This is a genomic window from Agromyces sp. NBRC 114283, assembly GCF_030268405.1.
In the GTDB taxonomy this organism is placed as follows: domain Bacteria; phylum Actinomycetota; class Actinomycetes; order Actinomycetales; family Microbacteriaceae; genus Agromyces; species Agromyces mediolanus.
Window position 1 is genome coordinate 1,477,627 of record NZ_BSQP01000001.1, and the last position, 13,134, is coordinate 1,490,760.

General features: G+C 72.7%; 12 protein-coding genes. 6 read left to right on the forward strand and 6 right to left on the reverse strand.

Going from position 1 to position 13,134, the window contains the following annotated elements; translation table 11 throughout:
• Positions 1–6 precede the first annotated feature (6 nt).
• The 6 genes from QSJ60_RS07190 (at position 7) to nagB (ending at position 6,550) form a co-directional block, all read left to right on the forward strand.
• Positions 7–1,272, forward strand: a complete 1,266-nt coding sequence (locus QSJ60_RS07190; protein ID WP_230764861.1) for an extracellular solute-binding protein — start codon at positions 7–9, stop codon at positions 1,270–1,272.
• Between the two features lie 182 nt (positions 1,273–1,454).
• A complete protein-coding gene (locus QSJ60_RS07195; RefSeq protein ID WP_230764863.1) occupies positions 1,455–2,447 on the forward strand; it encodes a carbohydrate ABC transporter permease in 993 nt (330 codons plus the stop codon).
• Positions 2,444–3,358 (forward strand): carbohydrate ABC transporter permease, encoded by a 915-nt coding sequence (locus tag QSJ60_RS07200; protein WP_189083794.1) that lies wholly within the window; start codon positions 2,444–2,446, stop codon positions 3,356–3,358. Before QSJ60_RS07195 ends, QSJ60_RS07200 begins: the two co-directional genes overlap by 4 nt.
• Positions 3,355–4,860 carry a glycoside hydrolase family 3 protein gene (locus tag QSJ60_RS07205; protein WP_230764865.1) on the forward strand — a complete coding sequence of 502 codons (1,506 nt, stop codon included), beginning with the start codon at positions 3,355–3,357 and terminating at the stop codon, positions 4,858–4,860. The genes QSJ60_RS07200 and QSJ60_RS07205 overlap by 4 nt, the downstream gene beginning before the upstream one ends.
• Positions 4,857–5,780 carry an ROK family protein gene (locus tag QSJ60_RS07210; RefSeq protein ID WP_189083796.1) on the forward strand — a complete coding sequence of 308 codons (924 nt, stop codon included), beginning with the start codon at positions 4,857–4,859 and terminating at the stop codon, positions 5,778–5,780. Before QSJ60_RS07205 ends, QSJ60_RS07210 begins: the two co-directional genes overlap by 4 nt.
• The gene (gene nagB / locus QSJ60_RS07215; RefSeq protein WP_189083797.1) at positions 5,765–6,550 is read left to right on the forward strand and encodes a glucosamine-6-phosphate deaminase; all 786 of its coding nucleotides are present in this window, start codon (positions 5,765–5,767) and stop codon (positions 6,548–6,550) included. The genes QSJ60_RS07210 and nagB overlap by 16 nt, the downstream gene beginning before the upstream one ends.
• A gap of 34 nt (positions 6,551–6,584) precedes the next feature.
• On the opposite strand, the gene QSJ60_RS07220 is transcribed toward nagB, so the two are convergent.
• The 6 genes from QSJ60_RS07220 to QSJ60_RS07245 form a co-directional block, all read right to left on the reverse strand.
• Complete coding sequence (locus QSJ60_RS07220) at positions 6,585–6,947, reverse strand: YrdB family protein (protein ID WP_229781499.1); 363 nt, start codon at positions 6,945–6,947, stop codon at positions 6,585–6,587.
• Between the two features lie 77 nt (positions 6,948–7,024).
• Positions 7,025–7,903 (reverse strand): formyltetrahydrofolate deformylase, encoded by an 879-nt coding sequence (gene purU, locus QSJ60_RS07225; protein ID WP_285463143.1) that lies wholly within the window; start codon positions 7,901–7,903, stop codon positions 7,025–7,027.
• Entirely contained in the window at positions 7,900–9,849 is a 1,950-nt protein-coding gene (locus QSJ60_RS07230) for a sigma-70 family RNA polymerase sigma factor (RefSeq protein WP_285463144.1), read from the reverse strand. Before QSJ60_RS07230 ends, purU begins: the two co-directional genes overlap by 4 nt.
• Positions 9,850–10,299: 450 nt before the next feature.
• On the reverse strand, positions 10,300–11,469 hold the full coding sequence (nagA, locus tag QSJ60_RS07235; protein WP_285463145.1) for an N-acetylglucosamine-6-phosphate deacetylase: 1,170 nt from the start codon (positions 11,467–11,469) through the stop codon (positions 10,300–10,302).
• Positions 11,470–11,500: 31 nt separating this feature from the next.
• On the reverse strand, positions 11,501–12,289 hold the full coding sequence (locus tag QSJ60_RS07240) for a DeoR/GlpR family DNA-binding transcription regulator (RefSeq protein WP_189083803.1): 789 nt from the start codon (positions 12,287–12,289) through the stop codon (positions 11,501–11,503).
• 2 nt (positions 12,290–12,291) lie between these two features.
• Positions 12,292–13,134 (reverse strand): class II fructose-bisphosphate aldolase, encoded by an 843-nt coding sequence (locus QSJ60_RS07245; RefSeq protein WP_285463146.1) that lies wholly within the window; start codon positions 13,132–13,134, stop codon positions 12,292–12,294.

The following is a 13,134-nucleotide window of genomic DNA, read 5'->3' on the forward strand; positions in this document are numbered from 1 at the left end:
AACGCAATGCGGAAACTCGGCATCGTGGCCCTCGGCGCCGCTGCTGCGCTCACCCTCGCCGGCTGCGCCTCGGGAGACGCCGGCGGCGGATCCGACGAGAACGCGACCATCCGCGTCTGGCTCGTCGGCACCGACACGCCCGACACGGCTCGCGACTACCTGGTGAAGACCTTCGAAGAGGAGCACCCCGGCTCGAAGCTCGTCATCGAGGAGCAGGCCTGGGACGGTCTCGTCGACCGCCTCACCACGAGCCTCTCCGGCTCGGACAGCCCCGACGTGGTCGAGGTCGGCAACACGCAGGCCTCCGCGTTCACCTCGGCGGGCGCGTTCCTCGACCTCACCGACCAGTACGAGGACCTCGGTGGCGACGACCTGCTGCCGGGCTTCGTCGAGGCGGGCACCTACGACGGCAAGTTCTACGCCGCCCCGCTCTACTCGGGCTCGCGCCTCGTCTTCTACAAGAAGGACGCCATGGAGGCGGCCGGCCAGACCGTGCCGACCACCCTCGACGAGTACGTCGCGACCGGTGCCGCGCTCGCGGCGGCGAACCCCGGCAAGTCGGGCATCTGGTGGCCCGGCCAGGACTGGCGCAACGCGCTCCCCTTCATCTGGGAGAACGGCGGCGAGGTCGCCGTGCCGGACGGCGACAAGTGGGACGCGCAGCTGAGCTCGCCCGAGTCGATCAAGGGCCTCGAAGAGGTCCAGCAGGCCATGGCCACCGCCTCGGTCGCGCCGAAGGACGCGAACGAGACGAGCCCTGAGGTCGGCTTCTGCGACGGCACCACGCTGCAGCTCTCGGCCCCGAGCTGGGTCAAGTTCTCGATCCTCGCTCCGGTCGACGCCGAGGCGCCCGGCTGCCCCGACCAGGAGGCCAACCTCGGCGTCTACGCCCTCCCGGGCAAGGACGGCGGCGCGGCGCAGGTCTTCGCCGGCGGTTCGAACATCGGCGTCTCGGCGAAGTCGGCGCACCCCGAGCTCGCGGTCGACGCGCTGAAGATCATCCTCTCGGACGAGTTCCAGACGATCTACGCCGAGGGCGGCCTGGTTCCGGCCAAGCTCTCGCTCGCCGACAAGCTCGGCACCGACGAGGTCGCGCAGGCGATCGCCGCCGCAGCCGGCAACGCGAAGCTCACGCCGGCCTCGCCGCGCTGGGCCGACGTCGAGGCCGCCCGCATCCTCGAGGACCTCTTCGTGAACATCGCCCAGGGCGGCGACGTGAAGACCCTCGCCGAGGAAGCGGACAAGCAGATCGAGGACATCCTCAACAGCTAGTCGGCACCCCACCGACGAAGCGAGTCGGTACCCGCCGACTGCGCGGTGCCGCGGGCCCCATTCCCCCGCGGCATCGCACCCGACCGGGGTCGGCGACGACCACACACGTCGCCGGCCCCGATCCCCGGGGGCGAGACCCGAACCCGCCCCCGGACATCCCTCGATCTTTCAGGAGTACCAGCATGACCACGGTCGATCAGGACCTCGAGCCGGCCGCCCCGAGCGCCGTCGAGGGCGAGCGACTCACCGCTCCGAGCGGCGGGAAGCCGCAGCGGCGCGGCCGTCGCGCCGCCGGCTTCACCCCCTACGCGCTCATCACGCCGGCCATCATCGTGCTGGCCGCGATCGTCGGCTGGCCGCTCGTCCAGCTGATCATCACGTCCTTCCAGGAGTTCGGCCGGGCCCAGGTCTTCGGCGCCCCGCCGAGCTGGGTCTGGTTCGACAACTACATCGACGTCTTCACCGACCCGGTCTTCTACGGCGTCCTCGGCCGCACCCTCCTGTTCGCCGGCGCGTGCGTGCTGGTGACGATGGTGCTGAGCACGCTCATCGCCCTCATGCTCGTGCGCCTGCCCAAGGGCTTCCGCATGCTCCTCACCGTGGGCATGCTCCTCGCCTGGGCGATGCCGGCCCTCACCGCCACCATCGTGTGGGGCTGGATGTTCGACACGGCGTACGGCGTCATCAACTACGCCCTCGTGAACTGGTTCGGCCTCGCGGAGTTCGACCAGCACCAGTGGCTCATCAACCCGCTGAGCTTCTTCATGGTCGCGGGCATCATCGTCGTCTGGGGCGCCGTGCCGTTCGCGGCGTTCACGCTCTACGCGGGCCTCACCCAGGTCCCGGGCGAGGTGCTCGAGGCGGCCCAGCTCGACGGCGCCGGCGGCTTCGCCCGCTTCCGGCTGATCATCTTCCCCTACCTGAAGCCGATCTTCATGATCGTGACCATGCTGCAGGTGATCTGGGACCTCAAGGTGTTCACGCAGATCTTCGCGCTGCAGGACATCGGCGGCATCCGCGCCCAGACCAACACGCTCGGCGTGTACATCTATCAGACCTCGATCGCCGGCGGCGACTTCGGCCACGGCGGCGCGATCGCCGTCATCACCGCGGTGCTGCTGATGGCGATCTCCATCTACTACATCCGTCAGGTACTCAAGGAGGAGGAGCTGTGAGCGCCGCCGTCACCCCGACCACCCGCGCGGTCACCGCGCCCGGCTCGCTGGATCGCGCACGGCGCGGCGGCGGCCGCCGCCGGGTCACGACGTGGCTGCTCTCGGCGCTCTCCGTCGTGCTGTTCGCACTGTTCGTGTTCCCCGTGTACTGGATGGTGAACACCTCCTTCCAGCCGAACAACGACGTGCGCGGCTCCGAGGTGCACTTCTTCCCCGACAACTTCACGCTCCGCAACTACGAGACGGTCATCTTCGATCCGGGCCGCACGCCGTTCCTGCCCGCGGCGGCGAACTCGCTCATCGTCACGCTGCTGACGGTGATCATCGCGCTCGTCTTCGCCTTCCTCGCCTCGGTCGCCGTGACCCGATTCCGGTTCAAGAGCCGTCGGGCGTTCATCCTGACGATCCTCGTCATCCAGATGATCCCCGGCGAGGCGATGATCGTCTCGGTGTTCCGCGTCATCGACGGCTGGCAGCTGCTGAACACGATCGCGGGCCTCACCATCGTGTACATCGCGACCGTGTTGCCGTTCACCATCTGGACGCTGCGCGGATTCGTGAACGGCGTGCCCGTCGAACTCGAGGAGGCCGCCATGATCGACGGCTGCTCGAGAGCCGGCGCCTTCTGGCGGGTCACGTTCCCGCTGCTCGCCCCCGGCCTCATCGCCACCGGCGTCTTCGGCTTCATCCAGGCGTGGAACGAGTTCATCATGGCGCTCGTGCTGAACGCTCGCCCCGAGATGATGACGCTGCCCGTGTGGCTGCGCACCTTCCTGGTCGCGAACGGCACCACGAACTGGGCCGGCATCATGGCCGGTTCCACGCTGATGGCGATCCCCGTCATCGTCTTCTTCCTCATCGTGCAGGGCCGGATGACGAGCGGACTCGTGAGCGGAGCTGTCAAGGGATGAGCGAGCAGATCCGACCCGACGCGGCCCAGACGCTGCGCCGGGACATCCTGACGACCCTGCTTCCGGGCTTCGACGGGCCAGTCGCCCCCGAGTGGCTGCTGCGCCGGCTCGCCGACGGGCTCGGCGGCGTGTGCCTCTTCGGCATGAACGTCGAGGGCCCGGAGCAGCTGGCCGCCCTGAACGCCTCGCTCCGCGCGGCGAACCCGGCCGCGGTCATCGCGATCGACGAGGAGGGCGGCGACGTCACCCGGCTCTTCTACGACCGAGGAGCGCCCTACCCGGGCAACGCCCTGCTCGGGCGGCTCGACGACGTCGTCCTCACCGAGGGCGTCGCCCGGGCGGTCGGCGAGGCGCTCGCCGCCGCCGGCTGCACGCTCGCCTTCGCCCCGGACGCCGATGCGAACTCCGACCCCGACAACCCGGTGATCGGCGTGCGCAGCTTCGGCAGCGACCCCGAGCTCGTCGCCAGGCACACCGCGGCATGGGTGCGCGGCATCCAGTCCACGGGCGTCGCCGCGAGCGCGAAGCACTTCCCGGGGCACGGCGATACCGCGACCGACTCGCACCTCGCCCTGCCGGTCGTCGACGTCGACCTCGAGACGCTGCGCTCGCGCGAGCTCGTACCGTTCCGTGCGGCCGTCGCCGCCGGCACCGCGACGATCATGACGAGCCACATTCTGCTTCCGCAGCTCGATGCGGAGAACCCGGCGACCCTCTCCCCGCACATCCTGCATCGCCTGCTCCGCGGGGAGCTGGGCTTCGAAGGCGTCATCGTGACCGACGCCCTCGACATGCAGGGGGCGAGCGGCGTGCACGGCATCCCCGAGGCGGCCGTGCGCGCCCTCGCCGCCGGCTGCGACCTGCTCTGCATCGGCTCGGACAACGACGACGCCGAACTCGAGTCGATCGTCGTCGCGGTCGAAGCAGCGGTCGCCGCCGGCCGGCTCGGCGCCGATCGGGTGGCCGAGGCGGCGGCCCGCGTGCGGGCGCTCGCCGAGCTGCCGCTCGCCGGGGATGCCGCGGCCGGTCGCATGCCGGAGCCCGCCGAGCTCGTGCCCGCCTTCGAGGTCTCGCCCGCGGCCGCCGCGGTGCTGGCCGGCGGGGTCGGCAGCGTGGTGCGCGTCGAGACGGAGGCGAACATCGCCATCGGCGAGGCGCCCTGGGGCGTGTTCGCCGCGGAGGCCGAAGCCGCGCGACCGGGCTGGGTCAGCCTCGCCCGACGCGAGCGGCTCGCCGACGGCGAGGCCGAGCCCGACTGGGCGGCCCTCCCCGGCCCCGTCGTCGTCATCGGCAAGGACCTGCACCGACACGGCTTCGCCCGCCGGGCGATCGACGCGCTGCGGGCCCTGCGGTCCGACGTGGTCGCGCTCGACATGGGGTGGCCGTCGGACGACCGGCGCTACGCCGACATCGCCACCTTCGGGGCCTCGCGCCTCGTCGGCGACGCCGTGATCGGGCTCGTCGAGGAGGCGGGCCGGGCGACGCCCGCGAGCTTCGCGTGAGGCTCGGCATCGACATCGGCGGCACGAAGACCGCCGCCATCGCCCTGGACGAGGCGGACGCGCTCAGCGAGATGCTGCGCATCCCGACCGCGATCGGCGCGGAGGGCGTCCTCGAGACGGCCTACGCGACCGCGGAGCGGATGCGCGAGCTCGCCGGCGCCCCCGCCGGCGGATTCAGCTCGATCGGCATCGGCATCCCGGGCGCGGTGGACACGAGCACCGGCCGGGTCGCCCACGCGGTGAATCTCGGCGTCGAGGGGCTCGATCTCGGCCCCCGGCTGAGCGACCGGCTCGGCGTCGAGGTGCGCGTGGAGAACGACGTCAAGGCCGCCGCGCTCGGTGCGCAGCACCTGCTCGCGGCGAGCGGCGAGGCGCCCCGCTCGATGGCGTACGTGAACCTCGGCACGGGACTCGCCGCCGGGATCGTGCAGGACGGCGTGCTGCTGCGCGGCGCGAGCGGGGTCGCCGGCGAGGTCGGGCACGTCCCGGTCGATCCGGACGGCGTGCGCTGCGCCTGCGGCCAACGCGGATGCCTCGAGACGCTCGCCTCCGGATCCGCCATCGCGCGGATGTGGCCGAGTCGGCATCCGTTGCCCGCGCTCGAGCTCTTCGACGCCGCCGACGCGGGCGATCCTCGCGCCGTCGAGGTGCGCGACCGCTTCCTCTCGGGCGTCGCGGCGACCGTGCGGACGCTCGTGCTCACCGCCGATGTGGAGCAGCTCGTCATCGGGGGCGGGCTCGCCGCCCTCGGTGGCCGACTCGAGGCGGGCGTGCACCGTATCCTGGGGGAGTGGTCCGCCGAATCGGCGTTCCTCGACTCTCTGGACCTCGCCCGACGGGTGCGGGTCATCCCCCTCGGATTCCCCGCGGCCGCCGTCGGCGCCGCGCTCGTAGGAGAACAGCTATGGCCGAAGTCGTGATCGTCTCCGACCAGGACGCCGCGGGCGCCCTGGTCGCCGATGCCATCGTGCAGCTCATCCGTCGGACGCCCGACGCGGTGCTCGGGCTCGCGACCGGCTCGACCCCGCTCGCCACGTACCGGGCACTCGCGGCGCGCATCGAGGCCGACGGGGTGGATGTGCGCGGGGTGCGCGGCTTCGCGCTCGACGAGTACGTGGGGCTTCCCGCGGGCCACCCGGAGAGCTACCGCTCGGTGATCACCCGCGAGGTCGTCGAGCCGCTGGGGCTCACCCCGGAGCTCGTGCGCGTGCCCAACGGCGACCCGGCCGAGGTGCAGCACGCGGGCGCGGACTACGAGGCCGCGATCACGGCGTCCGGCGGGGTCGACCTGCAGATCCTCGGCATCGGCCGGACCGGGCACATCGGCTTCAACGAGCCCGGCTCCTCGCTCGCCTCGCTGACCCGGGTGAAGACGCTCACCGAGCCCACGCGGGCCGACAACGCGCGCTTCTTCGACTCGCCCGACGACGTGCCGATGCACTGCATCACGCAGGGGATCGGCACCATCCTCCGCGCGAAGCATCTCGTGCTCCTCGCCTTCGGCGAGGCGAAGGCCGACGCGGTCGCCGCGGCAGTGGAGGGGCCGGTCTCAGCGAGCCAGCCCGGCTCGGCGATCCAGCTGCACCCGCACGCGACCGTCGTGATCGACGAGGCGGCGGCGTCGAAGCTGCAGCAGACGGCGTACTACCGGCACGCCTGGGCGAACAAGCCGGCCTGGCAGGGCATCTGAGCCGGCGCGGCCGCGGTCGGCCCGTCGCCGCGGCTCAGGCGCTGAACTCGCGGCGACCGTTGATCACGCCGCTGACGGCCGCGACGACGGCGAACACGATCGCGACGATCGGCTGACCCATCAGCCACCAGGCGATCGCGGCCGAGGAGAACACGGCGATCTCGACGAGGGCCTTCACGAACGGGTCGACGGCGAAGACCGCCTTGGGCGACCGGAACAGCGCCCAGAGCAGGATCGCGAAGAGCGGCGCGCCGATGCCGATGAGCACGCCCGGCCAGGGCAGCGGGAACGCGGTGAAGCCGAAGATGCCGAGCGTGACGATCGCGAAGAGTTCGAGGACGAAGCGGAGCAGCTCGTTGAAGCCGATCTTGGGCTGGGCGGTGCTGGGGGCGTTCACGACGATCAAGCCTAGTCGCGCCACGAGGCATCCGCTGCCGGCGCAGCCCGCCGCCGGCCGCGACCGCGGTCATAGGCTCAGCGGAAGATGATGGTCCGCTCGCCGTCGGCGAGCACGCGTCGCTCCGCGAACCACTTCACGGCCTGGCTGAGCGTACGGCTCTCCTCGTCCTGCCCGATCGCGACGAGCTCGGCGACCGAGCGCGAGTGGTCGACACGCACGACGTTCTGCTCGATGATGGGGCCCTCGTCGAGATCGCTCGTCACGAAGTGCGCGGTCGCCCCGATGAGCTTCACGCCGCGGGCGTGCGCCTGGCGGTAGGGGTTCGCGCCCTTGAAGCCGGGCAGGAAGGAGTGGTGGATGTTGATGCAGCGGCCGGCGAGCGCCTCGCAGAACTCCGGGGAGAGGATCTGCATGTAGCGGGCGAGCACCACGAGCTCGATGTCGTGCTCCTCGACCGCCTCGAGCACGCGCCGCTCGAACGCCGCCTTCTCGTCGGCGTTCGTGACCGCGAGGGACTCGAACGGCACCCCGTAGAAGTCGACGAGGTCGCGCAGCGTGCCGTGGTTCGAGAGCACAAGGGGGATGTCGACCGGCAGCTGCCCGGCGCGCTGACGGAACAGCAGGTCGTTCACGCAGTGGCCGGCGGTGGAGGCCAGCACGAGCGTGCGGAGCGGCCGGGCGACCTCGTCGAGGTGCCACTCCATGCCGTAGCGCTCGGTGACGGGCAGGATGGCCCGCTCGAACTCCGCGCGGTCCGCGGGCGACTCGACCTGCAGCCGCATGAAGAAGCGGCCGGTGTCGAGGCTCGCGAACTGCTGGCTCTCGGTGATGTTGCCCCGCGCCGCGACGATCGCCCCGCTCACCGCGTGCACGATGCCCGGTCCGTCGACGCAGACGAGGGTCAGCACCCAGTGGTGCAGGTGCGCGGGAGCGAGGTCGGCGGCGGAGGTCATCCCGCCAGAGTACCGGGTTCCTCCGGTGCGACCGGCGCGAGCTGACCGCTGTCCGGGGCGGCCGTGTCGGCGATCAGGCCGCCCTCCTCGCCCCAGTTCCGCAGGCCGGGGGCGAAGACGCCCGTGCGGTCTCCGACGACGTAGCGGACGCCGATCGTGGCGGGGTCCTCGACGAAGCCGAGATACTCCCGACTGGCCCGGCCGTCCTCGCCGAGCTCCACGCGATCGACGACGCGCCCATCGGCGAGCAGCTCCACCGTCGCGCCGGGCGCGCCGGTGAACAGACCGACCCAGGCTGCGCCGAGGAATCCGCCGTAGTGCAGGACGGGCGCCTGGAGCCAGAGCCCGATCTCGGTCGGAGCGGAGACGTTGCCCGCGACGTCGCGCTGCACCACCGCCACCCGGCTGTCGCCGGCCGGCAGCGTCGTAAGCTCGAGCATCCAGCGGCCGTCGGACCCCGCCACGGTGCTCATCGAGCCGTCGGCGGCGGATGCCTCGGCGCCGCCGTCGCTCGCGGCGAGCACGGTCGCGACGTCCTGACGCACGGGCGTGGCCGTGACCGTCGCGCCGGGCTCGGCGGTGCCCGTGAGCCGGGGGAAGACGAGTCCGCCGGCCGTGTCGACGTCCTGGTCGACGGTCGGGGGCAGCGCGACCGTGTCCGGGGGTTCCGGAGTGGGCGTCGGCGTCGGGGTGGGCGTCGGCTTCGGCGCGGGCGACGGGGCGGCGGGTTCTGCCGGGGCCTGCGGCGCGGGCGACCCCACGGGCGGGGCGTCGTCTGGGGGCGGCGTCTGCACCGTCGGCGGGACGAGCGGCGGCGCGGCCGGCGGAGCGACGACGGGGGCGTCATCGGCCCCCGCGGCCGGCGCCTCGACGGCGGGCGCCTCGGCGACGGCCTGCGGCTCCGGGGTGCCGGCGGTGAGGCCGGGCAGCACGACGGCCGCCGCGACGACCGCGGAGACGAGTACCAGCGCGCCCACGCCGGCACCGACCGCGACGCCGGCCCCGCCGACGCCTCCGGCCGCTCCGCCGGCAGCGGCGCCCCCGGCACCCCCGGCACCACCGGCGGCGCCGGCACCCGCGCCACTCGCGCCGCCCGCCGCTCCGCCGGCGACGCCCACGGCGATCCCCGCGCCGCCGACGCCCAGGGCGACGTCGACGACCGGCGTGTGCTGCTGCAGCCACGCGGAGTACGCGGTGGCGCCGCCGATGCCGGCCGCGAGCGGCAGCAGCACGAGCGCGAGCCGGGAGCCGACCTCCTTCGCCTCCGCGGCGACGATCGTGCACTTCGCGCAGTCGTCGAGGTGCCGTTCGAGTCGGGAGGTGTCGCGCTTGCCGAGCTTGCCGCGGGCGTAGCCGCCGAGGTGATCGATGGTCCAGCGGCACTCCGGTTCGCTCGCCGACTTCAGGTGCGCCCGGATCCACGCCTGCCGCAGGCCCTCGCGGGCCCGGTAGGCGAGGGCAGCCGTCGAATTCGCGCTCATGCCGACGAGCGGTGCGATCTGCGCGGGCGTCATCTGCTCGACCTCGGAGTACCAGAGCACCTCCTGCCACCGCGTCGGCAGCGAGCGGAACGCCTGCGCCGTCGTGCTGCGGTCCAGGGCATCGAGCGTCGACTGCTCGTTCGACTCGGGGTCCTCGAAGGACTCGAGCGTCTCGAGGTTCGTCTCCTGGCGGGCGCGGCCCCAGCCGGCCGCCGTGTTGCGGATGGTCGTGAAGAGGTACGGGCGGAACGCGCCGCGCGGTCCGCCGCCGGCGAGGATCGCGTCGTAGATCTTCGTGAACGACTCGGAGACGAGGTCGTCCGGGTCGAGGCTGCTGTACGAGCGCGCCACGGTGCGACCGGACGCCGCATGGCGCTGCCACAGCTCGGCGTACGCGGCCGAGTCGCCCTGCCTCGTCTGCTCGACGAGGTCGAGGTCCGAGACCTCGCTCACGGCGTTCCGCATCGTCATCCTCTTCCCGGGCGCATCGCGTGCAGGCCCGATCGAGAGACGGTGGAGCAGCCGCGTCATGACGCGGAAACTGATCGGGTCACAGCATTTCAGCAGATTTCTCTGGAAATCGCGTCATGATCGCGTCCAGACTGCATCTGTTCAGCGAAGGCATCCGCACGGATCGCGGCGCCGGGAGACCCGAACCCCGGCGAGATCCGCTCCGCGCGGAGGCTCTGAACCGGGCGGGGGAAGCCCGGTTCGGTACCCGGCCGGGCTTCGGAGGCGATGGGGAACACGCCTCCGAACCCGGTCCACCGGGCACTGGTTCCCTGAGCTCGTCGAAGGGAACGCCGCGCGCTTCGACAAGCTCAGCGAACCAACCCTGGTTCCCTGAGCTCGTCGAAGGGAACGCGGCCGGCGCGCTTCGACGAGCTCAGCGAACCACGGCGGTTCCGCGACGGCTCAGCGGGCGAACGGCACCAGCGGGCGGCCTGCGCCCCACACCGCCTGCACGGCGAGCTCGTCGTCGAGCAGCACGGCGTCGGCCGCGAAGCCGCGGTCGAGGCGGCCGAGCTCGTGCGCGCGACCGATCGCGGCGGCGGGCGTGGCGGTCAAGGCGCCGATCGCCTCGTTCAGCGGGATGCCGCAGTCGAGCACGGCGCGGCGGAGCGCCACGTCCTGCGTCAGGGTGGACCCGGCGATGGAGCCGCCGTGCTTCAGCCGGGCGACCCCGTCGAGCACGACGACCTCGAGCGAGCCGAGGATGTACTCGCCGTCGGCCGCACCCGTGGCTGCCATGGCGTCGGTGATGAGCGCGAGCCGCCCCGGCGCGCCCGAGAAGGCGAGCTTCACGACGTCGGGGTGCACGTGCACGCCGTCGTTGATGATCTCGAGGGTCACGTGATCGGCGTGCATCGCGGCCACCACGGGGCCGGGGGCGCGGTGGTGGATGCCGCGCATGCCGTTGAAGGCATGCGTCAGGATCGAGGCGCCCGCGTCGAAGGCGGCCAGCGCCTCCTCGAAGCCCGCGCCGGTGTGCCCGACGGCGACCGCGACGCCCCGGTCGACGAAGCGGGCGATCGCCTCGGCGGCGCCCTCGTGCTCGGGCGCGATGGTGATCTGGCGCAGCGTGCCGTCCGAGGCATCCAGCAGCGCGTCGACGTCGGCGAGGGTCGCCCGCCGCAGCAGCTCGGGATCGTGCGCGCCGCGGAACTCGTGGTCGAGGAACGGCCCCTCGAGGTGCGAGCCGAGGATCCGCGGGTCGTGCGCCGCCAGCTCGGAGATCATGCGCAGCCGCTCGGCGAGGGCGTCGACGGGAGCGGTCACGAGCGAGAGGACCGAGCGGGTCGTGCCGTGCGCGGTGTGCACCGCGAGCGTGCCCTCGACGCCCTCCGGCCCGTCGTCGACGGAGGCGCCGCCGGCGCCGTGGCAGTGCAGGTCGATGAAGCCGGGGGCGAGCCATCCGCCTGCCGCGTCGACCACCTCGGTGCCGGCCGCGAGCTCGTCGCGCCAGCCCTCGCCGAGGCCGCGCGCCGCGACGACGCCGCCCTCGAAGCGCACCCAGGCGTCGGGGGTGGTCTCCGAGTCGGTGACGAGACGGGCCGAGTGGATGACGACGGGCGCGGTGCTCACGCGTTCAGCCTAGTTGCGCGGGCGAGGAGGCTCATTCGGCGACCATCACCTCGTAGCCGTGCTCGGCGAGCGCGGCGCGCTGCTCCGACGTGATGCCCGAGTCGGTGATGACGAGCGGGAACAGTCGCGGCCCGCCCATGGTCGCGAACGCGGTGCGCCCGAGCTTCGAGGAGTCCGCCACGATGATCGCCCGCCCCGCGCGGGTGGCCATGAGCCGGTTCACGGCGGCCTCGCGTTCGTCGTGGGTCGTCGGGCCCTTGACGGGGTCGATGCCGTTCACGCCGATGAACGCGATGTCCACGGTCACCGAGTTCAGCACCTGCTCGGCGTAGCTGCCGACCAGCTCGTAGCTGCGCGGGTGCAGCACGCCGCCCGTGACCACGAGCTTGATCTGCGGCCGGGTCGCGAGCTGGGTGGCGATGTTCACCGCATTCGTCACGACCGTGAGGTTCGGCGTCGGCGAAGGCTCCATGATGTCGGGCCGCATCGCGAGCGCGTTGCCGATGGCGGTCGTCGTCGTGCCGCCGGACAGGCCGATCACGGCACCGGCGGGCACGAGCCGGCTCGCGGCCTGGGCGATCCGCTCCTTCTCGTCGGTGCGCTGGTGGTTCTTGTAGCGCAGCGGCAGGTCGTAGGCGACGGTCTGCGCGACGGCACCGCCCCGCGTGCGGGTGAGCAGCTGCTGCTCGGCGAGGGTGTCGAGGTCGCGGCGGGCGGTGGCCGGCGAGACGCCGAGGCGCTCGACGAGCTCCTCGACCTCGACCCGTCCGCCGTCCGCGAGCAGGTCGAGCACCGCGTTCAGCCGCTCGGCACGATTCATGGTCACCCCTCGGTCAGCGCGAAGTTCCGCAGCATCCGCGCCGCTTCGACGGCGACGGCCTCCCGGCCTTCGCGCACGTACTTCCGGGAATCGACGATATCGGGCCGCGCCGCGAGGAACTCGCGCACGGCGCGCGTGAAGTGGCCGTTCAGATGCGTCGAGACGTTGATCTTCGTCATGCCCGCGGCGATCGCCCTGGCGATCTCCGCGTCGGCCACGCCGGAGGAGCCGTGCAGCACGAGCGGCACGGGGAGCGCCTCGTGCAGCCGTGCGATGAGCTCGAGGTCGAGCGCGGCCGTGCGGTCGGTCATCGCGTGCGAGGACCCGACGGCCACGGCGAGGGCGTCGACGCCGGTCGCCTCGACGAAGGCGACGGCCTCGGCGGGGTCGGTGCGGACGCCCGGCGCGTGCGCGCCGTCCTTGCCGCCGACCTCGCCGAGCTCGCCCTCGACGAAGACGCCGGCGGCGTGCGCCTTCGCGGTCACGCGCGCGGTCGCCGCGACGTTCTCCTCGTACGGCAGGGCGCCGCCGTCGAACATGACGGAGCCGAAGCCGAGGGCGATCGCCTCGTCGACGAGCTCCTCGCGCTCCGCGTGGTCGAGGTGCACCGCGACGGGCGTCGCCGCCCGCCGTGCGACCGCGAGCGTCGCGAGTCCGATCGGCTCGAGCGCGCCGTGGTAGTCCGCGCAGTTCTGGGAGAGCTGCAGGATGACCGGCAGCCCGGCCCGCTCGGACGCGGCGACGAGCGCCTCGGCGGTCTCCAGGTGGATGACGTTGAAGGCGCCGAGGCCGGTGCCTGCGGCTGCGGCGGCGCGGACGAGCTCGGCGGCGGGGACGAGGGGCAT